A 25,367-nucleotide genomic window follows, 5' to 3' on the forward strand; every position below is an offset into this window, starting at 1 on the left:
ACATATCAGGGTACGAAAAATATAATAGTTCTGTATGAATACAAATATATAATAAGAAAAATAGATAAAATGCTTATCTCGGAAAATGGAGGAAATTTCATGGCATTGAGTAAGAAGCCGGTTACAGGCATGAAGGATATTTTACCGGAGGAGATGCAGATTCGTGATTATGTGCAGAATGTAATCAAAGAGACCTACCGGAGTTTTGGATTTACACCAATTGAAACTCCTTGTATGGAGAATATTGCAAACCTCACCAGCAAACAGGGTGGAGAAAATGAAAAACTCATTTTCAAAGTATTAAAACGTGGTGAAAAGCTGAACTTAGAGACAGCAGAAAAAGAAGAAGATGTAGTGGATTTTGGTATGCGTTACGACCTTACCGTTCCGCTGGTAAGATTCTATTCCAATAACAGTAACCAGCTCCCATCCCCGTTTAAGGCATTACAGATGGGAAATGTGTGGCGTGCTGACCGTCCTCAGAGAGGGCGTTATCGTCAGTTCATGCAGTGTGATATTGATATTCTGGGCGAGCCGTCTAATCTGGCAGAGATAGAGTTGATTCTTGCGACAACAACAACGCTTGGAAAAATCGGATTTAAGAATTTTGAAATCCGGATTAATGAACGCCGTATTTTAAAAGCAATGGCAGCTTACAGCGGATTTCCGGAAGAAAGCTACGACCTTGTATTTATCATCTTAGACAAGATGGACAAGATTGGGCTGGACGGAGTCGCAGAAGAACTGAAAAAGGAAGGCTTTGCAGAAGAAGCGGTCGATAAGTACTTATCCTTATTTGAAAAAGCAGAAGGTACCGAAAACGGACTGGTTACCTTATGTGATACATTAATTGAAGCAGGATTCTTAGAGGAAGAAGTAAAGCAGAATCTGACAGAGATTATCGACAGCGTAGAAGCTACCAAGGCAGCAGATTTTAAAATGGTATTTGACCCGACTTTAGTGCGTGGCATGGGTTATTATACAGGAACTATTTTTGAAATAGCTATGCCGGAGTTTGGCGGAAGCTGCGGTGGTGGCGGACGTTATGATAAGATGGTTGGAAGATTTACCGGAAATGATGTACCGGCTTGCGGATTTTCCATTGGTTTTGAAAGAATCATTCTTCTGCTCTTAGAGAGCGGATTTAAGATTCCGGGACAGGCAGTGAAGAAGGCATATCTCATTGAAAAGGGATATCCGGCAGATAAGCTGCAGGAGGTAATTGCACAGGCTCAGAAGGAACGTTCCGAAGGAACCCAGGTATTAGTGGTTCGTATGAATAAGAACAAGAAGTTCCAGAAGGAGAAGCTTACGGCAGAGGGTTATGAAGAATTTGTGGAGTTTTTTAACAGATAGTCTGTTTTTCTGCAAGAAGCAGAAAATGGAATGATTTTGATAAGATTTTTAGGAGGATAAGAAAATGTCAGAATCCATGCAGGGATTACACAGAACCCATAGATGTACAGAGGTATCCAATGCCAATATTGGAGAAAAAGTTACCGTCATGGGATGGGTACAGAAAAGAAGAAATTTAGGAAGTCTTATATTCATAGATTTAAGAGACCGTTCCGGAATTCTGCAGCTTGTATTCGACGAGCCAAAGGTAGGAAGCGAAGGCTTTGCCAAAGCAGGAACACTGCGTAGCGAGTTTGTTATTGCAGTCGAAGGAACCGTGCAGAAGCGTTCTGCAGCAGTTAATGAGAATTTAAAGACCGGTGATATTGAGGTAATTGCTGAGAGTATCCGTATTCTTTCAGAATCACAGACACCGCCATTTCAGATTGAAGAGAACAGCCAGACGAAAGATGAGATTCGTTTAAAATATCGTTATCTTGATTTACGTAGACCGGATATCCAGCGTAACCTGATGCTGCGTAGTAAAGTAGCATATCTGATGCGTGATTTTATGGCAAAAGAAGGTTTCTTAGAGATTGAGACACCGGTTCTTTGTAAGTCTACACCGGAAGGTGCAAGAGATTATCTGGTGCCAAGCCGTGTGCATCCAGGCAGTTTTTATGCGCTGCCACAGTCACCGCAGCTTTTTAAACAGCTTCTGATGGCATCCGGATATGACCGTTATTTCCAAATTGCAAAATGTTTCCGTGATGAGGATTTACGTGCAGACCGTCAGCCGGAATTTACCCAGGCAGATATGGAACTTTCATTTGTAGATATTGATGATGTATTAGATGTCAATGAGCGTCTGTTAAAATACATTTTCAAAGAAGCCATCGATGTAGATGTAGAACTTCCACTTAAGAGAATGCCTTGGCAGGAAGCAATGGATCGTTTTGGTTCTGATAAGCCGGATACCCGTTTTGGAATGGAATTAAAGGATGTATCTGATATTGTAAAAGATTGCGGTTTTGGTGTATTTACCAGTGCGTTAGAGCAGGGTGGTTCTGTCCGTGGTATCAATGCAGAAGGACAGGGCACAATGCCAAGAAAGAAGATTGACAAGCTGGTAGAGTTTGCAAAAGGCTATGGAGCAAAAGGACTTGCTTATCTTTCTGTACAGGAAGATGGCAGCTATAAATCATCCTTTGCAAAATTCATGACAGAAGAGGAATTGAAGAATCTGGTAGCAGCAATGGACGGAAAGCCGGGAGACCTGCTTTTATTTGCAGCAGATAAGAATAAAATCGTATGGAATGTATTAGGTGCACTTCGTCTTGAAATTGCCAAAGAATTAGACCTTTTAGACCCGAACCAGTATAATTTCCTCTGGATTACAGAGTTCCCATTGTTGGAGTGGTCAGACGAAGAGAATCGTTATATGGCAATGCATCATCCGTTTACCATGCCAATGGAAGAGGACTGGGATAAGATTGATACAGATCCGGGTGCAGTACGTGCCAAAGCATATGACATCGTATTAAATGGTACCGAGTTAGGCGGTGGTTCTGTCCGTATCCACCAGAGTGATATTCAGGAGAAAATGTTTGAGGTTCTTGGCTTTACAAAAGAGAGAGCACATGAGCAGTTTGGATTCCTTCTGGATGCATTCTCCTATGGTGTACCACCACACGCAGGACTGGCTTATGGTCTTGACCGTCTGGTTATGCATATGGTACATGCAGATTCCATCCGTGATGTCATCGCATTCCCGAAAGTAAAGGATGCATCCGACCTTATGTCCAATGCCCCGGATATCGTAGATGAGAAGCAGTTAGAGGAACTGTGCATCAAAGTGGATGAGAAAGAAGTAGAAGAAAAAGAAGCAGAAGAAGCTGCAGAAAAATAAAGAAACAGATAAAGCATGTTTCTCACATAAATAAAAGAGTTATTGTATCACAGAATTTTAAACCGTGGTACAATAACTCTTTTTTGATTTACGCGAGTAGCGAGAAAAATCTGAGAGAAAAGAAAGAGCCAGGCTTGCCTGAGCGAATTTCTTTTCTCAGCAGATTTTGGCGAGCACCGCGATAACTCGAGAAACTCGCAAAGCGTGTTTCTCGTAGTTGTCAGATATTTTGCCAGACATCCGTAAGAAGCTGACTTTGACCGCTTCGTATCTGCTGGCGTTTTATCGATATTCACCCATATAGAACAGCGCAATAGTTCCCGGACCGGAATGTGCACCGATGGTTGAACCGACGTAATTGATTAAGAAGCTGTCGATGCCAAAACGTTCTTTTACAAGATTTGCAACAAACTGTGCATCTTCTAAAGCATCACCATGGCTGATAAATACGATATCATTCTGGTCACGGTAGGAGCCCATCTGTTTTTCCATATTGTCAACCAGGGTAATCAGGGATTTTTTACGTCCACGAACCTTGGAAACCATGATAAGATGACCTTCATCATCTACATGAAGCACCGGTTTTAAGTTAATCATGGTACCAAGAACAGCAGCGGTTTTAGAAACACGTCCACCTCTGTGAAGGTGGAACAAATCATCTACCGTAAAGTTATGTACTAGATGTAGTTTGTTTTCTTCCAGCCATTTTACGGTTTCTTCTAAAGTGGCACCATTTTCTTTCATCTGGACAGCTTTGTGAACCAGAAGTCCCTCTCCCATGGAAGCACAGAGAGAGTCTACGACAACGACTTTATGTGGAAAATTATCTTCTTCCATTTCACTTGCAGCAATTTTTGTACTGGAGTAGCTGCCGCTGAGTCCGCTGGAAAAGGCAATGTGAAGAATATCACAGTCATTTTCCGTGGCAATTTTTGTAAAGATTTCGCGGGCAGTTTCCGGGTTGACCTGAGAGGTGGTAGGCAGAGAGCCGGCGCGCATCTTTGCATAGAATTCTTTGACATCCATTGGATGTTCCCAGTCATAGGTTTTGCCGTCTATAGTATAAGTGAGTGACAGCATGCCAAGATTATGTTCTGCTACATAATCTGCCGGCAAATCTGCGGTAGTGTCGGTGGTAATAATAAATTTATTCATGTGTCCTCCTGTAGTTCTTATATAAAATTGTGGCATAAAATCATACCTTTTTTATTATAGCATAATGAAAAATGAAAATGTAAAATTTTTATAAAAATGAAAAAATATATTTACAAAAAAAGAAAAAGCAGGTATGATTAGAGCCATCTTATTTATCTTTTTTTATCCGGGAGTTTCCTCCCAAATATTCCAAACAGTGAAACGAAATTCAGTATGGAAAGGGGTTTTCTTATTTGAAAGAAATTTTTGAACAGTATGGTGGGGTAATTATAACAGTAGTTGCGATTGCAGCATTAGCAGCACTTGTGACAGCAATTATGGGAAATGGAACCAGTGGCCCCGTTTATGATGCATTTAAGAACTTAATTGATAACTTTGGAAATAACATCGGAACACCATAGGAGGGGATGACTTGGACAGACAGGAACTGGGTATCCGGATGGAGCCGGATTATTTTGGCCCCCTTTGGCGTTATGTTCGGAATGATAAGATTACAGATATTGACTATAACGGAAACCAGTTGTGGATTACAGATGTAGAAAATGAACGCTATCTGATTCGAAGTCATGGCATTACAGAGAAGTTTGTAGAGCAGTTTTCCCATCGGATTGCCAATGAAGTGAGCAAGCCTTTTAACAAGAAAAATAATTTGTTGGAGGCGGAGACCGACACGCTGCGTATCAGTATTGTGCATGAATCTGTTGCCATATCCGGCAGGAGCATCTGCATCCGTAAGTCAATGCCAATGCTGCGTATGCAGGTAAAAAAGATGGTGGAGGATGAGTATGTAGCTGTTCCGGTATTAGAATTGCTGACCAATTGTGTGGCTGCAAAAATGAATTTTGTTTTTTGTGGAGAACCGGGGGCGGGAAAGACAGAATGTGCAAAATTTTTCTCGCAGTTTATTCCGGCAGGAGAGCGTGTCATTACAATAGAGGATAATCCGGAATGGCATTACAGTCAGATTAATCCCGGAAAAGATTGTGTGGAACTGCGAATTAATCCGGATTTTGATTATACCAAAGCCATTAAGACATGTCTCAGACAGAACCCATCCTGGATTATGTTATCGGAGGCACGTTCTACGGAAGTAAAGTCTTTACTGGAATGCTGGTCTACCGGAATCCGTGGATTTACCACGCTTCATACGGATGATGTGCGTAAAATTCCGGACCGTATTTTGAATATGATGGAGAGCCGTATGGATGCAGACCGCATGGAAAATGATGTATACAGCTATGTTGATGTTGGAATTCTGCTGCGGAAGAAAATGAGTGCAGAAGGAAAATTGTACCGTTATATAGATCAGGTCTGCTTCTTTGTAAGAGAAGAAGGAAGAAATGAAATACATATGCAGGTGGTGGATGGCAATCTTATGGTGAGAGAACTTCCAAAAGGGCTGATTGCGCGTATGAAGCGGCATGGAATTTCCGAGCCATTTGATAATCCGATGATACAACATCGTCTGGAAGGAGAAGAATATGAAAAAGAATGAGCGTTTCGTTGCCTATGGAGGTTGTTATGGATTATTGCTGCTGGCAGCATTTTTATTACAGCTTAAGTGGCAGGGATATATCTGCTGCAGTATTGTATTTGTTCTTGTTATGTGGCGTATGGATAAAGTGTTGAAGGAAGAAAAGAAGCAACAGACCCGTCTGCAGGAAGCAGAATTGTATATGGAGCAGATGCTGTATGCATTTTTGCAGAATCCGAAAATCTTATCTGCACTGGAGACAGTTTGTGCATTGTTTGAACCGGGAGCCATGCGAAAACAGATAGAAACTGCAATCTTTCATTTACGAAAAGAATATGACAGCAATATGAAAGAAGAGTTAGATGCGATTGAGCAGCAGTATGAAAATCGCAGAATGAAAGAGATTCATGCGTATTTTCTGATGGTAGAACAGTATGGCGGAGCATACGAGACAACGGTGGAATTGCTTTTGGAGGATTTGCAGAAGTGGATGGAACGGGTCAGACTGCATCAACAGGACTGTAAGAAATATCGAAGAAATGTATTCTTAGCGGTGGGTTTATCCATTCTGGTATGTGCAATAACGAATCATTTGCTGCCAAAAGATATTGAATTATCGCAACTTTTGGTTTGCCAGATTGCATCAATTCTTTTTCTGTCCCTGGATATGCTGATTTGCTTCCGGGCAATGAAGCGTACCTGCCGCAACTGGTTGAAGGAAAGGGAATCTTATGGAGAAGGGGATGAAAAGAAATATCGTTATGTGCAGTCCCATAAAGGAGTGCGCAGTAATTTCTACCGGAAGTATCTGAGAAAGAAAATGGAAACGGAATTTCCGCAGTGGTTAATGGACATTTCTTTATTGCTTCAGACTGAAAATGTGCAGGTGGCATTCTATCGTATCCGGCCGCAGACACCGGAGGTTCTAAGACCGGCAGTGGATGATATGCTGGAAGAACTTTCACAGAATCCGGAGAGTCTGGAACCATATCTTAATTTTTTAAAAGATTATGATTTGCCGGATGTGCATTCTGCCATGCGGATGTTGTATGCATTATCCAACGGCGGATATGGAAATAGTGAAAAGCAGTTAAGTCAGATTTTAAAACGGAATCAGGAACTTTTGGATAAGGCAGAAAGAGAGCAAAATCAGGATTCACTGGCTGGATTATATGCATTGTTTTTAGCTCCGGCATTGACTGGGGCAGGAAAAATGATGATTGATATGACGGCATTTCTGGTGGTATTTTTAGCAAGCGTACATAGATAGGGGATTAGATGGAGCAGGTAATAAAAACATATCTTGGAATATTTCTGATGATGCTGCTGTCAACAGTTGGAATAGGTATTGTTGCAGCAGAAGCACAGATTTGTCAGGCAAGAAATTTTAAATCGGATGTAGTAGTGGAACTGGAAAACAGCAATTATAACCGGGAAGTAATAAATGCCTGTATAAAGCAGGCTGATGAATTGGGTTATCAGCTGCAGGTGAATTTATATGAAGATTCCGGAACTGTAATTGTATGTGAAAATGGAAATGTGCCGCCATTGGAAAAGGAGGTAACCATGGCGGAAGTGATATTGCATTACGCATACCGGATGGGACCGTTTCACAGTAAAACGGAGCATAGTATCCGGGGATTTGGAAGGTAGATTTATGAGAAAAATTATGGAGGATTATGGACAGGCAATCATCTATGCAGTACTTGGAAGTGGTTGTATCGGAGTGTTGTGGTATTTGCTTGGTTATGTCCGGTAAGGGGATAAAAATGCATTTTTTTATGGAAGAATATGGTGGACTTGTGATAGCGGTTCTGGCAGTCATTGTTATGACAGGAATTTTATTTGGACTGTTTTCACAGGGAGGTTATCTTTATGAAATGATAAGCAGGGCACAGGGGGCATTGGGGTAAAACAAATGAAAACATTATGGAAAGAATATGGACAGACAGTAATTACCGTATTAGTGGCGGCAATGTTACTGATATTATGCTTATGGGGATTTCGCATAATTGGAAGTGGGATGGAACGTCCGGCAGCCGGTGCAGATGTTGGAAATAATATGGACGGAAAAATGTTAAAAGATATTCATAGCCGTCAGGTTCCGGTGATTATCTATGAAGATCATCGCATCTTAACGATTGCAGATAAGATAGCGTTATCAGAACTGTTTCACGCAGTGGATGCAGATGGAAAGGAACTTAAGATTGAGATAACTGATATCAGAAATCAGGCAGGAAAAACAGTAGAAGATATTTATGAAAAGGCAGGAATCTATGAAATAGAGGTGCGGGTAGAAGATGCATATGAAAAGCGGACGGTTTCCCGTTTCCGGATTCCGGTAAATGGAGGCGGTATATGAAACATATGGTATTGGGGGTATTATCCGGAGGAATTGTTGTTTTATTTGTGGTAGTTCTGCTGACCATGCAGCATAAAAATGTACGAAAAGAAGAATTAGAACAGAGTCTTACCGAAGCAATGGAAACAACATTGCAGATGGTACAGGCGGATGCAGACAGAGATTATACTTCCGAAGATATGAGGACATTACTGATTCGAAATCTGGTTCCACAGATGAATTCCAATTCAGAATTAACCGTTCGGATGCTTGCAGCAGATGCAGAAAAAGGATTACTTTCTGTGGAAGTGGAAGAGTATTTTTCGTATCCGGGTGGGAAAATGGGCAGTATAAAGTGCTGCCGTACAATTCTTACAGATGACGATGGGGATGGCGAAGAAACGGAGAAAGGGGAAAAAGAAGTGGCAATGCAGACGGTAATCTTTTATCGCTCCAGGGAAGAAATGGAACAGGGAAAATCTTATTATAAGAAGCTGGAAATACAAAAGGGGGATTACTGTACCTCTCCGGCAGAACCGGTTTGTGATGATTTGAAAAAGAAGTTTTTAGAGTGGCGGGACAGCAAGGATTATCTCGCGGATTTTACACAGTGTGTAGAAGAAAATCAGACATATTATGCAGTATTTGAATAGGGGGGTAAGCATGAAAAAGAAGGTGCGAAAGGGAGTATGCCGTTTCCTTTGCGGATGCATGATTCTTTTTATGAGTCCGTGCAGTATTCAGATGATAAGTGCGGAAACGGTAGAAGAAACTGAGGTGGCAGAATCTGAAAAAGCAGAAGTATTAGAAGCAGAAGTATTAGAAACAGAAGAAACCAAGCAGTTGGAAGAAATGCCGGATGAATTGACTTCATCTGTTTACGGAAGTGCGCAGACCTGGTATCCGGAAACTTCCGGGTATTTCATATTGATAGTTCGTGACAATGCAGGTGGAAGAACAGCTCGTTACCGGATTGACTGTAATATAGGGGAACGTCATTCCAATGGGATTAATTATCGAATCTATTATAAAATGTATCTGATTGGGGGAGACGAGCTTGGCATTACATTAGAAGATAGGGAATATTATACCAGACATGATAATGCAACTTCTGAAATAGGAGCAAGGGAATATCATCTTCCGGTTACGTTTCGTCTGCCGGAGCTGGGGCATCATTTTGAAGGAGTGTCTACCAGCAACTGCTATCAGACATACTTTGAGAGTATGGAAGAGGAAACCTGTAGTTTTGTGGTGGACACCAACGGATGTGGAATGACACCCTGGGGAGATGATGGCGCATGGCATAATGATAATATCGAAGTAAATTATCTCGAAAATCGTTATACCATTCATTATGATGGAAATGGGGCTACCAGCGGAACTGTTGCTTCTCAACCGGATGTGCTGTATGGAAAACCGATTCAATTACAGCAGAATCAGTATAAGAAAGAGTATACAGTAACCTTGGATGGAAATGGTGGAACATCTGAGGCAGAGAAACTTACCGCGGAAAGCACCTTTGCCGGGTGGGAAGATCATAACAGTTTTTATTATAACGGAATAGAATTTCCGTGGTATGCATTTGATGCCCCCTGTTATGCAAAAGCAAATCAGGATTTACTGGAAAGTTTCGGGTTTAATAAGGCAGCATTAGTAAAACATTTCTATCAGTATGTGATACAGGGCAGGGAACGAAGAATATCCAGTCCATATTTTCGATTGACGGATTATATGAAATATGGAGGGGAAGATTTAAAACAGGCATTTGGCAGCCGGCGTGAGTCATATTTATTACATTGGATAAATCATGGATATAATGAGCATAGAGAGGGAATAGGCACAATCGGTGTGCCGGAAGCGTTATCGGAACTTTCTGTATACGAAGATAAGGCACAGGTATTAAATTTATCTTCAAAGCATAAGGGAGAGGTTCTATTAAAGGCACAATGGAAGGATGCAGAAGTAATACTTCCATCTGCAAAGCGCAGTGGGTATGCGTTTGCCGGCTGGGCAGACAGGAAAGGTGCTAAAGAGCCGGTATATAATTCAGGAGATAAGGTAGTGGTAACGGAGAATCAGACCTTTTATGCCATTTGGAAGAAATCAAAGCCACCGGTTATAGAGCGGACGATATCGATTCAGAATGGAACGGATGGATTCTATACATATGTCTTTGTGCGGGATGGCGGAGATGGAATTAAAAAGACTGCTTTTGCGGTGTGGAGTGAAAACCAGGGTCAGGATGATTTGACGGCAGAATGGCAGATGTCAGAATTAGGAGAAAAAGGGGACTATTTTATAGAGGGGCAAAACTATAATTACCGTTATTATACCTCTGCTGTAAAACATAAGAATGAATATGGAAGGCATCTGATTTCAATTTATGCATATGACAGTCTGGATGGCTATGCAACAGCAGATACGGATTTTTGCTATTGCTTTCCAATCATTTTTGATGGAAATGGAGGCCTGATCGATGGAGAAGAGACAAAGCAGGAGAGCCGATATTATGGGACACCCTATGGAGAAATGCCAGACGCCGTGCGGGAGAACTTCCTTTTCTTAGGATGGAGCACAGAGCCGGATACAGAACAGGACAAAGAGGAAGATAAAAAGCCGGATGTAATATGGCAGGAAAAAGAACTTATCGGGGAAGAAGATGTTTTTTGCCATGCAGGGGAACAGAGATTATATGCACAGTGGGATGAGAGTCCTGTTATTGAGGCAAAAGATCAGTATTATAGTTTGACGGATGCAAGAAGCGGCAGGATTACAGAGGAAATACTTTTGCAGCAGGCATGTGCAAAGGACAGAGAAAACAGCTCAGAAGATAATCCGGAAGGTATCTTAGAGAGCGGAGTAGATGAAGAGAAGAATACTGTTTTTTGCGTGGAAGATTATACGGAAGAAGAGTGGAAGAACTTTGCGCATGAAGGAACCACCACGATTACTTATTATGCAAAAGATGCAGTTGGCAATGTCAGCAGAAAACAGGTTACCGTTTATCTGGTGGATACTACCTCGCAACAGGTGGAGGACAAAGAAAAAACGTTTCGATTTATCAGTGAAAAATATCTTGATACCATAACACAGGATTCTATTTGGAGGAGAGAAGAAAATTACAGACAGTTAGAAGAGGCATTGCAAAGGAATACGGCTTTAGAAGTCTGGAATTTATCACATCAACAGATGAATGAGATGAAAGAATATGAATTGCAGCATAATACTGGGAAAATGACGGAAATAGAGCGTTTTCGGAACAAATTTATCCATTGTATCGGTGAATATGCCGAAATTTAGAAAGAAAGAAGAAATTGGTTGCACAATAAAAATGACTTATGGTATAGTTGGAGAAAAGTGAAAGGAGTTATGAAAAATTGAATCCAAAGAAAAAAATATTGATTTTATCAGGCTGTCTGCTTACAGTGGCAGCTGTAGTTGGTGGTACATTTTTCGTACAGAAGAGCAGTAATCATGTTTTAAACAAAACATCCATAGGAAAATTCCACGAAGCAGAGGAGCATACTGCAACAGGAGTTGTGGTATGTAAGACGGAAGCATTGCAGGAGGTATTTCAGCAGAAGAAAGAAGAGGTTCTGTTGGCAAAGCAGGAAGTGCCGGATGAATCCGAGGGAAAGAATGAGAAAACCGATAAAAAGGGAACACAGGAAGTGACACCGGGAAAGGAACCAACAGAGCCGGCATCAACTGCAGGAGGGCCGGCCCCTTCAGCTCAGAAAAACGCAACGACATCCGGGGGACAGGAACCTGTCGGTGGAATTCCAGCAGCACCATCAGATGCACCATCGGAAACTCCGGCAGCACCATCAGATACACCGTCGGAAACTCCGGCAGCACCATCAGATACACCGTCAGAAACTCCGGCAACGACACCGACAGAACAGCCGGCAGAGGAAACAAAACCAGCAAATCCATGCCCGTATCCGCTTTGGACAGTGATGAGTTTTGATGATGGAACTATGGGATATTACTGGCCGATGGATTATGATATTGCAGATGCAGTAAGAGTGGACAAGGAATTGTATGAATTACATTATACCAGACTGGTAAGTACAACTTTTGTGGGAAATTATGATGGCGCATATCATGTAAGATTAAGTAAATTCAGTTATCATATTCCGTATGCAGATGACTGATGATAGAAAAAGAAAGGTATATCGAAAACTCCCTAAGGAGTTTTCAGATATACCTTTTCGATTCTGTTCTTATCCATTTTTTCAACCCGGAGCAGGATTCCATTTTCTGTGGTAATGGATTCTCCCTCGTCCGGAAGATGGTCTAAATGTTCTAAGATATAGCCGCCAATGGAATCATAATCTTCTGACTCTAAATGAATCCCCAGTTTTTCGCACATATCATAAAGGTTCATGGAACCATTGACCAGGTATTCTTTTTCACTTAAAGCAGTAATATCAGCTTCTTCATTGGCATCATATTCGTCATGAATTTCGCCTACAATTTCCTCTAATAAATCCTCTAAAGTAACAAGACCGGCAGTTGCACCATATTCATCTAATACGATAGCAATGTTGAGGGAAGAAGCCTGCATTTCTTTTAATAATTCAGCAGTATTCTTATGCTCATATGTAAAGAACGGTTCCCGCATAATAGAGCGAATGGAAAAATTCGTCCGGTCATCATAGAGCAATAAATCCTTTACATTTAAAATACCAATGACATTGTCCGTGGTATCTTCATATACTGGTAATCTTGTATATTTGGCTTCCCGGAAAATCTCTAATAATTTTTCGTAGCTGGCATTGACATCTACGAAAGTCATATCTATGCGGGGAACCATAATTTCTTTTGCTTCAGAATCAGTTAAATCGAACACATTATTAATCATATTGCGTTCTTCATTCTCAATAACACCGGATTCGTGACTGACATTTACGATAGTACGAAGCTCGGCTTCTGTCATGGTCTGCTTCTTGGCATCAGGATTAATATGCAGGAGCTTTAAGAAGCCATGGGAAAGCATATTAATAATAAAGATGACAGGAGTAAGAACCTTCATAAGAAAGCTGACAACTCCGGAGTACGCCAATGCCAGTTTTTCGGAATGTATGGTAGCAATTGTTTTTGGAGTGATTTCACCGAAAATCAGAATCAAAACAGTTAAAATTCCAGTTGATATTCCGGCAGCAACACTTCCGAAAATGCGGATGGCAAGTGCTGTAGAAATAGCAGAGGCGGATAAGTTTACAATATTATTCCCGATTAAAATAGCGCTTAACATCTTAGATGAATGATCCGTGATAGCAAGCACGCGCTTTGCCCTTACATTTCCTTCATCTGCCAAGGTCCGCATCTTAATCCGGTTAACGGTTACAAGGGCGGTTTCAGCAGAAGAAAAGAATGCTGATAAAAGAATCAGTATGACAAGACTTACTAATTGGATGATATCTGTTCCACTCAAATTAGTCCACCTGCAGATTGGAATAGTAATCCGTAAGAGCACTTAAATCTACCTCTGTATAGGATACCGGTTTATTTGCTTCATGATTTTTATAAATGGAGAAGCCTGCCCAGCCTATGATAAGTGCAATGACAACAACGGTAGCGGTATAACCCAGATAACGCTTGCATTTCTCCTGTTTCATTATTTTTTTACGATTTTTCTTTTGTTCTTTATAACGGTCAACTTTTTCCTGACTCATAAGAAATCTCCTTGCAATTTTTTTAATAATAATGGTATTATACACCATGTAGGAATAAAATTGAACAAAAAATTCAAAAACTAATAGAAAACTAATAGAAAACAGAAAAATAGAAGAAGGAAAGAAAAATGAAGCAGGGAATAATTTTTGATATGGATGGAACTCTGTGGGATTCTACAGTCGGTGTGGCAGAATCCTGGAATGAAATATTAAAACAGGAAAAAGTGAACCGTACACCTCTGACTGTAGAGGATTTTCGTGGAATCATGGGAAAAACAATGGATGTTATTGCAGCAAAATTTTTCCCGGATATGCCGGAAAAAGAGCGGATGGAACTTTTAGATAAATGTGGCGAATATGAAAATGAATATCTGTCCGGGCATGGTGCGGTGTTATATCCGGGTGTGGAAGAAACCTTTGCAAAGCTGAAGGAAAAATATGAACTTTATATCGTAAGCAATTGTCAGAGCGGATATATCGAGGCTTTTCTTTCTTATTATAACTTAGGAAAATATATTTCGGATATAGAATGCTATGGAAATAATGAAAAACAGAAAGAAGATAATATAGCCCTGGTAGTATCCAGGAATGCACTTACCGATGCAGTGTATGTGGGAGATATCCAGAGCGATTACGAATCCAGCAAAAAGGCAGGAGTCGCTTTTATCCATGCAGCATATGGATTTGGCACAATTGATGATGAAGTACCGGAAATTGAAAATTTGTCACAGCTTCCGGAAGTGGTAGAAAAAGTATTTGCCGGAAAATAATTAAAATAGAAAACAGGAAACGAATGTAGAAATAAGAGAAAAAGAGTCTTGGTTGTTTGAAAAGAACGAAGCAAGGCTCTTTTTTTGCTTTACAGGAAATTGCTTTCCTGTAAAGTAAAAAACGCTCCGCGAGGATGCGCACTGCGGCGTATAAGGTAGATGTCGCAAGCGACCGCCGCAGGCGCGGGAATGTGCCAAGGCACATTCTTTTTTCTTGCCCGGCATTCGTAAAAGGCTGCCAGTGACAGGTTTTATAGGTTGACAAATAATATTATATGATATATAGTATTGAATATAAAATAGTAATACATTAAAAATAATATTATATTTATGAAAATCTGGAGGGAGTGATTGCATGGTATTTAATACAGGCGCGGCACTTCTGGATGCAATTGTTTTAGCTGTAGTATCAAAGGATGAGGAAGGTACTTATGGTTATAAGATTACGCAGGATGTGCGGAAAGCCATTGAAGTGTCAGAATCAACGCTGTATCCGGTGCTGCGAAGATTGCAGAAGGACGGTTGTCTGGAAGTATATGACAGAGAATGTGGGGGCAGAAACCGAAGGTATTATAAGATAACTGGAAATGGAAATGAAAGATTAACATATTATCGAAAGGAATGGGAAAATTATTCTTCGAAAATAACAGAATTATTTTCCGGAGAGGAGAAGATATGAACAGACAGGAGTTTATGAGAAGGCTGGAGCAGTTATTAGAAGGAATTCCGGAAGAGGAAAAACGGGAAGCAATTGCATACTATACCAGTTACTTTGAAGATGCAGGAGAAGAAAATGAAGAAAAAATAATCCGGGAATTAGAATCACCGGAAAAAGTGGCAGCAACCATCCGGGCAGATTTCCCAGGATGCAATAATAGTGAGACAGCATCTTCCGGTAATCAGCAGAATTATAACGGTGCAAGCCAGAATATGGGGCAGCAGAATTATAACGGAGCGAGCCAGAATATGGGGCAGCAGAATTATAACGGAACGATCCAGAGGGAAGACAATACCACAAGAAATATTCTGCTTATAATCCTGCTGGTGCTTACTTCACCAATCTGGGGCTGTATTTTAGTAGCAATTGGTGGAACGTTAGCAGGAATTATCGGAGGACTATTTGGAATAGCAGTTGGTTGTGTAATTGGTGGAGTAGCGGTAGTCGGTGTGGCAATTACAATTTTGGTGACAGGAGCAATCTCCTTAGGCTTTATCTCAATGGGAGCCGGACTTCTGATGCTTGCAATTGGATTATGTGCGGCCGGACTTCTGGTTCTGGTATGTGGAAAGTTTCTTCCATGGTTTGCAAAAGGAATTGCAAAATTATGGCAGTCACTGTTTAAGAAGAAAGGGGGCGCTTGCGCATGAAAAAAGCATTAAAAATTATTTTTGGTATTGCATTAGGCTGCTTTCTTTTAGGCTGCGTGGTATTAGGAATTGGAATTGCAACCGGTGGAACCATGCGGGAATTTGTAGAAGCAGTGCAAAATAATAAATTTGCATTTCATTGGGATATAACTGACTGGGAAGGACAGGATAAAGGAACAGCCAGTACAGAAGAGACTGCATTTGCACTGGAAGATGTGAAATCACTTGATATCGATATGGATGCAGGAATGTTGAAAGTAGTCAAAGGAAAAGGCAAAGAGATTAAGGTAATAACAACTTCTAAAAATGCTGAGGTAGAGACTGCATTGGAAGATGGAACTTTAATAATCAGCGAAAATTCCCATGCAGCATATTGGGGCGATGGAGTGCATCGTTTACAGGTGGTCATTGAAGTGCCGGAACAGCTTGAGTTAGAGGAACTTTCAGTTGAAGTAGGAGCAGGAGATATTGATATAAAAGAAGGACTGTTGACGACAGCATATGCAAGCTTGGATGTGGATGCCGGAAATCTTGATTTTGCCGGTGAAGTAAAAGGTGATTTAGACGCCAATTGTAATGTGGGAAATATGGAATTGAAATTAACCGGAGAGCAGCAGGATTACAATTATAGTTTAAGCTGTGATGTTGGTTCTATAAAAGTAGGAGATATTTCCGTTTCCGGACTTGGCAGAGAAAAAGAAATCGACAATGACGCAGATTATGATATGGATATAAACTGTGATGTGGGAAATGTTGATGTAATTTTTGAAAAACGATGAGAAACACCCTTTGCGGGCTGCCAGCATAAAAATGATAGCAGATAATGTGAAAAGACATTGCCTGCTATCATTTTTTATAAAATTATTTACTTGGAAACCCACTCATTTACATCATTGATTTTACTTAAAACCGGGAGCAGAATCAGGCAGAGAATAATGCCGACAACACCCTGGACGATATTGAATGGAATACCTGCAGCAGAAGAAGCAATTCCGGTTGCAAGAGCAGCGGAGGAGAAAGAACCGCTGGCAAATGCAGCAAGACCAGCTTCAAACAGGAAGTAGCCAAGAACCATAAGAGTCTCACCTACGATACCGCCGATAACAACGCGGACACTGCGGTTAGCTTTGGAAGAAATGTTAAGACGCAGTTTGTGGAACAGAAGTCCGGCGATGCATGCGGTCAGAGCCTTGATGATTAAAGTGGCAGGAGCCCAGGTCATATAGCCGGAGAAAATATCAGCAAACATAGAGCCGATACCAGCGGCAAGTGCACCAATTCCAGGTCCTAAGATAATACCACATAGGAGTACCAGTCCGTCTCCTAAATGAATATATCCAAAAGTTGGTGTAGGAATCTTAATAATCATAGTTGCAATGCAGGTAAATGCAGCAAGCAAGGCCGCAGTAACCATTTTCTTTGTATTTTTCATAATAAAGTAAATCCTTTCTTTGGTATGTGATCTGCAAATCGTTTTCCCTATCATATGTAAAATGTGGTTTGATTAAAATAGCCAGATATAACAAATATGACCATGCCAGTTTAAAGGCAAAAGGAGTATACAAATTTTAACGATTGCCGAAATGCTCATTCATTGGTAAAATAGTCACGGAAACATGACTACAAAAAAGGAGATAAAATAATGAAGAAAGAAGTTCGGATTGCATTATATATAGTTTCTATAGTGTGTGTGATTCTGCTGGGTGCAGCAATGATATATGCAGCCCATCACGGTGGAAGCATCCGCCAGAAGGACAGCCGGCAGACTGCCACAACAGCAGGGACAGAAGCTGCAGAAGACAGCAAGGATAAAAATGGAGAATCCGATTTAAAGACCAGTGATAAAACTGACGGTAAAAATGATGCGGAAGCCGGAAAGGATGCTGCTTCTGAAGATGCAGATAAGAAGATTGGGAAAAACACGGAAACAACAGATGTAACAGAAGATACAACACTGATGTTTACCGGAGACGTACTTTTTGCCAATTCTTTTAAAACAAACTATGATGCCGGAGGCATAGACGCTGTCATAGATAATGGCATGAAAGAGCTGCTTGTAAATGCAGATATTACCATGGTAAATGAAGAATTTCCGTTTAGTAACCGGGGCACCCAGATGGAGGATAAGCAGTATACCTTCCGCACAGACCCATCCTATGCAGCCGCATTAAAGGAAATGGGCGTGGACGTGGTCACTCTGGCAAATAATCATATCCTCGATTATGGAAGGGAAGCATTGAGTGATACGTTTACAACATTAGATGGACAGGGCATTTTATATGCCGGAGCAGGGGACAGCGTAGAGCGGGCGCAGGAAGTGCAGGTAATAGAAGTAAATGGGAAAAAGTATGGATTTCTTGCAGCATCCCGTGTACTTCCGGTTGCCGGCTGGAATGTAGAAAGCGCAGTACCGGGAGTCCTTTCTACTTATGATGAAACGCGGTTTGTCAATGCCATTGCCGAAGCACGCAGTCAGTGTGATGTGCTGGTGGTTTATGTCCACTGGGGCTTGGAACATCAGGAAAAACCTGAGGCATATCAGAGAACGCTGGCACAGAAATATATCGAAGCCGGTGCAGATGTAGTGTTTGGTGCACATTCCCATTGTCTGCAGGGCATTGAATATATCGACGGAAAGCCGGTGTTTTACAGCCTTGGCAATTTTGTTTTTGGCAGCAGCATTGAGCGCACCATGGCAGTGGAAATGGTAGTGGATAAGGATGGTGCAATTTCTTATAAGCTGGTGGGAGCAAAGGCAGAAAATGGAAAGACCAGACAGATGAATGAATTAGAACAGCAGCAGTTGAATGACTATATCAACAGCATTTCCTTTGGCGTAACGGTGCAGGATGACGGAACCGTAACACCACAATAAGAGACAGCAGAGTATGAAAAAGTATTGGTACAATAAGCTGAAAAGAAGTGCATAAAAATACAGGATTGCGATAGAGTAGTAATAAAAGAAATTGCCGGGAGATGGAATGAACAGTTCGAAACGGGAAAACTTACTGAATCTGGCACTGGATGCAACGGAAGAGGAAAGACAGCAGTCCTTAAGCTTAAATGTAGGATATCAGGAAGAAACGGACACATGGGAAGTCATTGTAAAATATACCGGAAGTCTCAGAAAATTAGAGGAGATATTTCCGGATATTGAAGTTACAGAACTGAGCAATGAATATGCAGTTATCCGGCTGCCGGAGGCTTTGATGGATGCGGTAACAGACCGGACAGAAATTGAATATATGGAAAAACCAAAGAGGCTCTTTTTCTCTGTACAGCAGGGAATCAAAGCCTCCTGCATTACGTCCCTTTATACAAGAAAAATGGGGTTAGGGGGAACGGGATTGAGTGGGAAAGGTGTGATAACGGCATTTTTAGATAGTGGCATCGATTACAGACACCCGGATTTTAGAAAGGAAGATGGAAGCAGCCGGATTCTGGCAATCTGGGATCAGACCATTGCAGGAAATCCACCGGCCGGATTCCGGCTCGGGACAGAATATGACCGGAATATAATTAATGATGCATTGCAGCAGGAGGATATACAGGAGGGGTACCGTATCTGCCCCAGCCGGGATTTATCCGGGCACGGAACCCATGTGGCAGGAATCGCAGCGGGAAATGGAAGATCATCCAATGAAAGAAACCGGGGCGTGGCATATGAAAGTGATTTGCTGGTGGTAAAGCTTGGCACACCGGGAAAAAATTCCTTTCCAAGGACAACAGAGCTGATGCTTGGAATGGATTATATTCTCCGGAAAGCACTGGAACTTAAGCAGCCGGTGGCAGTAAATATAAGCTTTGGCAATACCTATGGTTCCCATGATGGAACCTCTCTTCTTGAAACCTATTTATCTGATATGGCAAATTACTGGAAATCGGTTCTGGTGATTGGCACCGGAAATGAAGGCAGTGCCAGAGGGCATACCTCCGGGCAGCTTGTAATGGGAAGAGAACAGGAAGTGGAATTTGCAGTAGGAGAATATGAGCCTGCGTTAAGCTTACAAATCTGGAAATCCTATGCGGATATTTTTTCCATCCGGATGACACATCCCAGTGGGAAAACGGTGGGGATTATCCGGCAGCAGCAGGGCCCCCAGAGATTTACTATCGAAGGAACGCAGGTTTTATTATATTTTGGAGAACCAAGCCCTTTCAGTCCTTTTCAGGAAATCTATTTTGATTTTCTTCCGGTGGAAAATTATATCGACAGCGGAATCTATAAAATAACGCTGATACCGGAAAAGATTGTAACCGGGGCCTATAATATGTGGCTGCCTTCCCTTGCGGTCATCGGAGAAGCAACCGGATTTTTATATCCCACAGAAGAGACAACGCTTACAATTCCATCCACTGCCTATAAGGTAATTTCGGTGGGGGCCTATGATGCAAGATATAATCAGGTGGCAGCCTTTTCCGGGAGAGGGTTCACCAGAGAGACCAATCAGGTGAAACCGGACATCTGTGCGCCAGGGGTGGACATTGAATCCTGTGCACCGGGCGGCGGTTATACCGTACGAAGCGGAACTTCAATGGCAACGCCATTTGTAACCGGGACGGCAGCACTTTTTATGCAATGGGGAATTGTAGAGAAACATGATGCTTTTTTATATGGGGAAAAAATAAAAGCATATCTCATCCGGGGAGCAAGACCACTGCCGGGATATTCTTTTTTCCCAAATCCAAGGCTGGGCTGGGGTGTATTGTGTGCAGCGGACAGCCTGCCATCGGATGCCGGATGAATACGGTTGTGCTTTTATGACACTTTTCTGAATAAATATTGTAAAAAACGATAATTTGATGTACAATTAAATAATGCAGGAAGGAATGTATAGACAGAAAAATATATATTTTTTGGAGGGGCTATGCAGGAGAAGAATACGCTGGATGAATTGTTTAAAGGGAAAAAAGGATTTGCGGAATGTTACCAGACTCTGCAGTTATTAAGTGAAAGTACCGATGATTATTTATTTCTGGCAGATTTAAAAGAGGGTAAATTTTATTTCGCCAGCAATGATATATCAAAGAGATATGCATTGCGCATGGATGAAAACAACAGCTGCGGCATAGATGACTGGAAAGATATTGTATATGAAAGAGACTTAAACCAGTGGGTTAATGATATGGAATCTATCTGCTCTGGAAAAAGCCTGATACATGATTTGGAATACCGGCTGGTAGACAGAAACAGCAATCTGGTCTGGATCAGCTGTCGTGGGAAAGCTGAACTGGATGAGACCGGGATTCCTTATGTAATGGTGGGAAGAACATCAGATACTGTCCTTTTGGGAAAGACAGATTCACTTACCGGACTTTTTAATAGTACTAAATTAATGGAACATCTGGATGAAATGCTGAACAGCAGAAAAGAAGGTGTTTTACTTGTTCTTGGTGTGGATAATTTTAAAAATATCAATACGAAATATGGAAGAGGCCATGGTAATTTTATTTTAAAGAGGATTGCGGCTCTTCTGGAAAATAGTATTGATGAAAACATAAAAATTTATCGTCTGGATGGTGACCGGTTTGCAGTTAATTTTGTGGGATATGATATGGAGGCTGTGCGTGAGGTATACCAGAATATACAGATGAAGATGATGGAGAACTGTACCTTTTCAGCAGGTGCAGTCTGCTATCCGATGTCCGGAATCAAGGATGCCAATACACTGTTTAACTATGCGGAAAGTTCTCTGGACCGTGCCAAGAAGAGCGGTAAGAACCGGTTGATTCTTTTCTCAGCAGAAGATTATGAGAAACAGTTGTCGGTTATTGACTTAACAGAAGAAATCAGAAAGAGTATCCGCAACCAGTGTGATGGATTTTATCTTCTCTTCCAGCCACAGATTGGGATGAGTAATTATGAAGTAGTGGGAGCAGAGGCACTGCTCCGTTTCCGCTCAAAATATCATGGGGTAGTGTCACCAAATCTTTTTATTGGAATATTAGAGCAGAGCGGAATGATTGTGCAGGTGGGAAAATGGGTATTAAAGGAAGCCATTGCCCAGTGTGCAAAGTGGCGGCGTTATAATCCGGAATTCCGTATGAGTATTAATCTTTCTTATATACAGTTACAGCAGCCGGATTTAAGCCAGTACATTTATGATTTATTAGAACAGGAAGGAATTCCCGGAGAAGCTATTATTCTGGAACTGACAGAAAGCATGCAGTTACAGGATTATACCAAATACAATCAGTTATTTTATCAGTGGGGCAAGCGTGGTATACAGATTTCCATGGATGATTTTGGAACCGGATATTCCAGCTTAAGTTATCTTAAGAGTCTGGCAATTGATGAGATTAAAATTGACCGCTGCTTTGTCAGCCGGATTAATATGAGTGCATACAATTACCGGCTTCTTCGTAATATTTTGGAACTGGCAAGAAGTGCACAGATCCGGGTAGTATGTGAAGGGGTAGAAACACCGGAGGAATTACAGACACTTGCAGAGCTTGCACCTGAAGTTTTACAGGGGTTCTATTTCAGTAAACCGATTGAAGAAGAGCTGTTTGAAAAACAGTATATTTTTGGACATGTAGAGGAAGAACGGTGGCAGGAAGATTGTGGGAATAGCACAGTGATTCTGCCGGAAGCAGGAGATGGTACCGATTATAAAGCAATATTAGACCAGTTAGAAGAGATGGTCTATGTCATAGATGCGGAAAGCTATGAGTTATATTATATGAACTCTGCCGGACAACGAATCAGCGGCGTCAGTGATTATGCCGGCAAGAAATGTTATCAGGTATTAGAGGGCAGGGAAGAACCGTGCCCAGATTGTAATATGGCAAAATTAAAGCATAAGAAGTTTTTGACCAGATATGCAAATAATGAATTCTTAGGAACCCAGATGTTGATGAAGGATAAATTAGTAAACTGGGGCAATAAGGCAGCACGCCTTCAGATAGGTATTGACATGAATACCATCAATATTTCCATGAGCAGGCTGGAAGAACAGTTAGAAGTGGAAAAGGGCATTGTGAAAGCCTTGGAAGAGGCGAAAGAAAAAGAAAATGAAGCTGATATCATCAGTGAACTTCTTCATCATACCGGGGAATTTTATCAGGCAGACCGCTGCTATATCTTTTTATATTCCAAAGAGGCAGATAGCTGGAGCAATGTCTGTGAGTGGTGTGAAAATGAGATTCAGAGCCAGCAGCTTTACCTCGCATCAGTACCGGGTGACCGGGTAAAACTGGTGATTGGCAGTCTGAAGGAAGACAGACCGGTTATTATCAAAGATGTGGATATGTATCGGGAGTCAGCACCGGATTTGTGGAAAATATTAGTGCATCAGGAAATACGCAGGCTGATGCTTCTTCCATTGTTAAATGAAGGTCATTTATTTGGATTTATTGGTGTGGATAATCCGAAATACCGCCCAAATGATAAGACTTTTCTTGCCAGAATACGTCCTTTTATTTCAAATATACTGATTCGTGACGGAATGATGGATGTAAAGAGTGAAATGATAGCCCGTATGACGGGTATGCTGAAGGAAGAAAATATATTACAGTCTGTAAAACTGGGACTGTGGACGCTGGAACTGGATACGGTCAATGGAAAGAACCGTCTGTATGTGGATAAGAGCATGCGCAGCATTCTGGGCATAGACGACATTATGAACAGCGAGGAATATTTCAGGTTCTGGTATGATAACATCAGTGATGGTTATTACGATTATGTACAGAATGCATTACATGATATTATTACAACCGGAAAGATTATTGAGATGGAATATACCTGGAATCATCCGGAACGTGGAAAAGTGACAGTACGCTGTGTTGGAGTGCTTGGTCATCAGGAAAATGGTGTCTATACATTAAAAGGATATCATCGTATCAATAATGATATGATTCGGAAAAAATTTTTAAAGAGTCAGGAATATGAACGTATGGAGTATAATGAGAAGAAACATACCATTTATTTCCATACAAATCGTTCTATGTTAAAGGGAAATCAGCTAAAAGAGGTTGGATTTCCGGAAAGCTGGGAGGATGGAATGGTACATCCCCATTTCCGGGATGTATTTCACGCAGCGTTTACCGGTGTAGAATATAGAAAAGAGGATCAGGTATTAGAAATTCTTTTAAAAAACAAGCAGGATGAGTTTGAATGGTTCCGTCTGGATATCTGTAAAATCGGAGACCAGAAACAGGATGAAAATTTGAGGATAGTTACTATTTATCAGATTGAAGATCATCAGAATATCCAGTTAAAATATTTACAGAGAGAGGACTTTTATCAGGCAATGCTGTCGGAGACCGTGGCATATGCTGAGGTAGACCTGAGTAATGGTAAGATTCAAAGCAGTGGTGGACTCTGGAAAGATTACGTAGCAGAGGGCGAGCGGGAAGCATTAAATTATATGAAGGTTTTCAACCGTCATATTGATGAACTGGTATTAGAGGAAGACCAGTTTGGATGCTATGATGTATTAGAGCAGGAAAAGATGGTTTATAATTATAACAGTGGAACGGCTACTGTGAATTATCAGCTTCGCAGAAGGATGGCAAGAGGAAGTTACCACTGGATGGAGCTTACCGTACATGTATTTCAGGAGCAGGTAACAGAAAATATGTATGCACTGCTGTATCTTAAGGATATAGATGGACAGAAACGCCGTCAGCAGGAACAGGAGCGTGCAGCCAATACCGATCCGTTGACGAACGTACTGAACCGGCGGATATTTGAACAATATACCAGCCATTATGTATTAGAAGAAGCAAAGAAAGGGGAAGTGTGTGCACTTCTTATATTGGATATTGATAATTTTAAACAGATTAACGATACCAAGGGACATCCATATGGAGATAAAGTATTGCGTACTTTTGTGGATACCATTCATGAAAGCTTCCGCTGTACCGATTATATAGGAAGACTTGGTGGGGATGAATTTGTAGTATTGTTTAAAGGATTTGGCTCAAAGAAAACCTTGGATAAGAGACTGGTTCGGATGCAGGAACAGCTGCGGGAGAAGCTTCCGACTCCGGTATCCTGTAGTGTTGGAATCACCCTGATTAGAAAAGACAGCTATAACTATGAAGACAGTATCAGGCAGGCAGATAAAGCTTTGTATACAGCGAAGCATAAAGGAAAGGATACCTGTTGTTACTGGGAAGAGTCAGAAAAATAGGCATTGACGGAGACAAAAGGTATATGTTATGATGATGGCGTATCAGGGAGTAGTTCGCACCGGATAGCCGGTGTTGTATTTTTCGTCATCACGTTATCTGAAGAGGGATAACCGGAATATACACTGCAGAGGAACGAGACTTTTACCGTATTATTTTGATGCGGTAAAAGTGCTCGTTCCTTTTTTGCTTTACAGGA

The 25,367-nt window shown here is 41.3% G+C and carries 22 protein-coding genes; 18 read left to right on the plus strand and 4 right to left on the minus strand.

Annotated elements, in window-relative coordinates:
• Nucleotides 1-99: 99 nt before the first annotated feature.
• Together hisS and aspS are read left to right on the plus strand one after the other, a co-directional pair.
• Nucleotides 100-1,356, plus strand: a complete 1,257-nt coding sequence (hisS, locus tag DWV68_RS08360) for a histidine--tRNA ligase (RefSeq protein WP_118665489.1) — start codon at nucleotides 100-102, stop codon at nucleotides 1,354-1,356.
• A 64-nt stretch (nucleotides 1,357-1,420) separates the two neighbouring features.
• Nucleotides 1,421-3,244 (plus strand): aspartate--tRNA ligase, encoded by a 1,824-nt coding sequence (aspS, locus tag DWV68_RS08365; protein WP_118665491.1) that lies wholly within the window; start codon nucleotides 1,421-1,423, stop codon nucleotides 3,242-3,244.
• 282 nt (nucleotides 3,245-3,526) lie between these two features.
• Here aspS and DWV68_RS08370 read toward each other — a convergent pair whose 3' ends face one another.
• Nucleotides 3,527-4,399 (minus strand): DegV family protein, encoded by an 873-nt coding sequence (locus DWV68_RS08370; RefSeq protein ID WP_022244372.1) that lies wholly within the window; start codon nucleotides 4,397-4,399, stop codon nucleotides 3,527-3,529.
• Between the two features lie 233 nt (nucleotides 4,400-4,632).
• Between DWV68_RS08370 and DWV68_RS14555 the strand changes: the two genes are divergently transcribed.
• The 9 genes from DWV68_RS14555 (at nucleotide 4,633) to DWV68_RS08405 (ending at nucleotide 12,371) form a co-directional block, all read left to right on the plus strand.
• Nucleotides 4,633-4,800, plus strand: coding sequence for a hypothetical protein (locus tag DWV68_RS14555; RefSeq protein ID WP_022244373.1), 168 nt, complete (start codon nucleotides 4,633-4,635; stop codon nucleotides 4,798-4,800).
• Between the two features lie 11 nt (nucleotides 4,801-4,811).
• Nucleotides 4,812-5,894, plus strand: a complete 1,083-nt coding sequence (locus DWV68_RS08375; protein WP_317246668.1) for an ATPase, T2SS/T4P/T4SS family — start codon at nucleotides 4,812-4,814, stop codon at nucleotides 5,892-5,894.
• Nucleotides 5,881-7,143: a hypothetical protein gene (locus DWV68_RS08380; protein WP_117947673.1), complete on the plus strand. Its 1,263-nt coding sequence runs from the start codon at nucleotides 5,881-5,883 to the stop codon at nucleotides 7,141-7,143. The genes DWV68_RS08375 and DWV68_RS08380 overlap by 14 nt, the downstream gene beginning before the upstream one ends.
• A gap of 8 nt (nucleotides 7,144-7,151) precedes the next feature.
• The gene (locus DWV68_RS08385) at nucleotides 7,152-7,526 is read left to right on the plus strand and encodes a hypothetical protein (protein WP_118665493.1); all 375 of its coding nucleotides are present in this window, start codon (nucleotides 7,152-7,154) and stop codon (nucleotides 7,524-7,526) included.
• 116 nt (nucleotides 7,527-7,642) lie between these two features.
• Nucleotides 7,643-7,786: a hypothetical protein gene (locus tag DWV68_RS14415; protein ID WP_156454680.1), complete on the plus strand. Its 144-nt coding sequence runs from the start codon at nucleotides 7,643-7,645 to the stop codon at nucleotides 7,784-7,786.
• A 5-nt stretch (nucleotides 7,787-7,791) separates the two neighbouring features.
• Entirely contained in the window at nucleotides 7,792-8,235 is a 444-nt protein-coding gene (locus DWV68_RS08390) for a hypothetical protein (RefSeq protein WP_118665495.1), read from the plus strand.
• Nucleotides 8,232-8,867, plus strand: a complete 636-nt coding sequence (locus tag DWV68_RS08395; RefSeq protein WP_117947671.1) for a hypothetical protein — start codon at nucleotides 8,232-8,234, stop codon at nucleotides 8,865-8,867. The genes DWV68_RS08390 and DWV68_RS08395 overlap by 4 nt, the downstream gene beginning before the upstream one ends.
• 10 nt (nucleotides 8,868-8,877) lie before the next feature.
• Entirely contained in the window at nucleotides 8,878-11,514 is a 2,637-nt protein-coding gene (locus tag DWV68_RS08400) for an InlB B-repeat-containing protein (RefSeq protein WP_197420837.1), read from the plus strand.
• Between the two features lie 77 nt (nucleotides 11,515-11,591).
• Entirely contained in the window at nucleotides 11,592-12,371 is a 780-nt protein-coding gene (locus tag DWV68_RS08405) for a hypothetical protein (RefSeq protein WP_117698830.1), read from the plus strand.
• A 32-nt stretch (nucleotides 12,372-12,403) separates the two neighbouring features.
• Here the strand turns inward: DWV68_RS08405 and DWV68_RS08410 are convergent, their stop codons facing one another.
• Both DWV68_RS08410 and DWV68_RS08415 read right to left on the minus strand, forming a co-directional pair.
• Nucleotides 12,404-13,654: an HlyC/CorC family transporter gene (locus tag DWV68_RS08410; RefSeq protein ID WP_117698829.1), complete on the minus strand. Its 1,251-nt coding sequence runs from the start codon at nucleotides 13,652-13,654 to the stop codon at nucleotides 12,404-12,406.
• A gap of 1 nt (nucleotide 13,655) precedes the next feature.
• Nucleotides 13,656-13,895 (minus strand): hypothetical protein, encoded by a 240-nt coding sequence (locus DWV68_RS08415; RefSeq protein ID WP_022244383.1) that lies wholly within the window; start codon nucleotides 13,893-13,895, stop codon nucleotides 13,656-13,658.
• Between the two features lie 128 nt (nucleotides 13,896-14,023).
• Between DWV68_RS08415 and DWV68_RS08420 the strand changes: the two genes are divergently transcribed.
• The 4 genes from DWV68_RS08420 (at nucleotide 14,024) to DWV68_RS08435 (ending at nucleotide 16,812) form a co-directional block, all read left to right on the plus strand.
• Nucleotides 14,024-14,665, plus strand: a complete 642-nt coding sequence (locus DWV68_RS08420; RefSeq protein ID WP_117698828.1) for an HAD family hydrolase — start codon at nucleotides 14,024-14,026, stop codon at nucleotides 14,663-14,665.
• Nucleotides 14,666-15,020: 355 nt separating this feature from the next.
• The gene (locus tag DWV68_RS08425; protein ID WP_022244385.1) at nucleotides 15,021-15,344 is read left to right on the plus strand and encodes a PadR family transcriptional regulator; all 324 of its coding nucleotides are present in this window, start codon (nucleotides 15,021-15,023) and stop codon (nucleotides 15,342-15,344) included.
• The gene (locus DWV68_RS08430) at nucleotides 15,341-16,033 is read left to right on the plus strand and encodes a DUF1700 domain-containing protein (protein WP_197420838.1); all 693 of its coding nucleotides are present in this window, start codon (nucleotides 15,341-15,343) and stop codon (nucleotides 16,031-16,033) included. Before DWV68_RS08425 ends, DWV68_RS08430 begins: the two co-directional genes overlap by 4 nt.
• On the plus strand, nucleotides 16,030-16,812 hold the full coding sequence (locus DWV68_RS08435) for a DUF4097 family beta strand repeat-containing protein (RefSeq protein ID WP_118665501.1): 783 nt from the start codon (nucleotides 16,030-16,032) through the stop codon (nucleotides 16,810-16,812). Before DWV68_RS08430 ends, DWV68_RS08435 begins: the two co-directional genes overlap by 4 nt.
• Before the next feature lie 86 nt (nucleotides 16,813-16,898).
• On the opposite strand, the gene DWV68_RS08440 is transcribed toward DWV68_RS08435, so the two are convergent.
• Nucleotides 16,899-17,465, minus strand: a complete 567-nt coding sequence (locus tag DWV68_RS08440) for an ECF transporter S component (RefSeq protein ID WP_118665503.1) — start codon at nucleotides 17,463-17,465, stop codon at nucleotides 16,899-16,901.
• A gap of 210 nt (nucleotides 17,466-17,675) precedes the next feature.
• Here DWV68_RS08440 and DWV68_RS08445 point away from each other — a divergent pair, with 210 nt between their 5' ends.
• The 3 genes from DWV68_RS08445 to DWV68_RS08455 all read left to right on the plus strand — a co-directional run bounded on the left by DWV68_RS08445 (nucleotide 17,676) and on the right by DWV68_RS08455 (nucleotide 25,170).
• Nucleotides 17,676-18,908 carry a CapA family protein gene (locus DWV68_RS08445; RefSeq protein ID WP_118087665.1) on the plus strand — a complete coding sequence of 411 codons (1,233 nt, stop codon included), beginning with the start codon at nucleotides 17,676-17,678 and terminating at the stop codon, nucleotides 18,906-18,908.
• Nucleotides 18,909-19,014: 106 nt separating this feature from the next.
• Nucleotides 19,015-20,778, plus strand: a complete 1,764-nt coding sequence (locus tag DWV68_RS08450; protein ID WP_118665505.1) for a S8 family peptidase — start codon at nucleotides 19,015-19,017, stop codon at nucleotides 20,776-20,778.
• 123 nt (nucleotides 20,779-20,901) lie between these two features.
• Nucleotides 20,902-25,170 (plus strand): EAL domain-containing protein, encoded by a 4,269-nt coding sequence (locus DWV68_RS08455; protein WP_117698822.1) that lies wholly within the window; start codon nucleotides 20,902-20,904, stop codon nucleotides 25,168-25,170.
• Nucleotides 25,171-25,367: the final 197 nt, after the last annotated feature.

Origin of the sequence: Roseburia sp. AF12-17LB (assembly GCF_003479605.1) — a bacterium.
GTDB lineage: Bacteria > Bacillota > Clostridia > Lachnospirales > Lachnospiraceae > Roseburia_C > Roseburia_C amylophila.

Bases quoted from the DNA above. Each gene is read 5' to 3' on its own strand.
- DWV68_RS08445 (WP_118087665.1), top strand. From the start codon at position 17,676: ATGAAGAAAGAAGTTCGGATTGCATTATATATAGTTTCTATAGTGTGT.
- DWV68_RS08455 (WP_117698822.1), top strand. From the start codon at position 20,902: ATGCAGGAGAAGAATACGCTGGATGAATTGTTTAAAGGGAAAAAAGGA.
- DWV68_RS08450 (WP_118665505.1), top strand. From the start codon at position 19,015: ATGAACAGTTCGAAACGGGAAAACTTACTGAATCTGGCACTGGATGCA.
- DWV68_RS08390 (WP_118665495.1), top strand. From the start codon at position 7,792: ATGAAAACATTATGGAAAGAATATGGACAGACAGTAATTACCGTATTA.
- DWV68_RS08435 (WP_118665501.1), top strand. From the start codon at position 16,030: ATGAAAAAAGCATTAAAAATTATTTTTGGTATTGCATTAGGCTGCTTT.
- DWV68_RS08380 (WP_117947673.1), top strand. From the start codon at position 5,881: ATGAAAAAGAATGAGCGTTTCGTTGCCTATGGAGGTTGTTATGGATTA.
- DWV68_RS08430 (WP_197420838.1), top strand. From the start codon at position 15,341: ATGAACAGACAGGAGTTTATGAGAAGGCTGGAGCAGTTATTAGAAGGA.
- DWV68_RS08440 (WP_118665503.1), bottom strand. From the start codon at position 17,465: ATGAAAAATACAAAGAAAATGGTTACTGCGGCCTTGCTTGCTGCATTT.
- hisS (WP_118665489.1), top strand. From the start codon at position 100: ATGGCATTGAGTAAGAAGCCGGTTACAGGCATGAAGGATATTTTACCG.
- aspS (WP_118665491.1), top strand. From the start codon at position 1,421: ATGTCAGAATCCATGCAGGGATTACACAGAACCCATAGATGTACAGAG.
- DWV68_RS08400 (WP_197420837.1), top strand. From the start codon at position 8,878: ATGAAAAAGAAGGTGCGAAAGGGAGTATGCCGTTTCCTTTGCGGATGC.
- DWV68_RS08425 (WP_022244385.1), top strand. From the start codon at position 15,021: ATGGTATTTAATACAGGCGCGGCACTTCTGGATGCAATTGTTTTAGCT.
- DWV68_RS08420 (WP_117698828.1), top strand. From the start codon at position 14,024: ATGAAGCAGGGAATAATTTTTGATATGGATGGAACTCTGTGGGATTCT.
- DWV68_RS08385 (WP_118665493.1), top strand. From the start codon at position 7,152: ATGGAGCAGGTAATAAAAACATATCTTGGAATATTTCTGATGATGCTG.
- DWV68_RS08395 (WP_117947671.1), top strand. From the start codon at position 8,232: ATGAAACATATGGTATTGGGGGTATTATCCGGAGGAATTGTTGTTTTA.
- DWV68_RS08415 (WP_022244383.1), bottom strand. From the start codon at position 13,895: ATGAGTCAGGAAAAAGTTGACCGTTATAAAGAACAAAAGAAAAATCGT.
- DWV68_RS08370 (WP_022244372.1), bottom strand. From the start codon at position 4,399: ATGAATAAATTTATTATTACCACCGACACTACCGCAGATTTGCCGGCA.
- DWV68_RS14415 (WP_156454680.1), top strand. From the start codon at position 7,643: ATGCATTTTTTTATGGAAGAATATGGTGGACTTGTGATAGCGGTTCTG.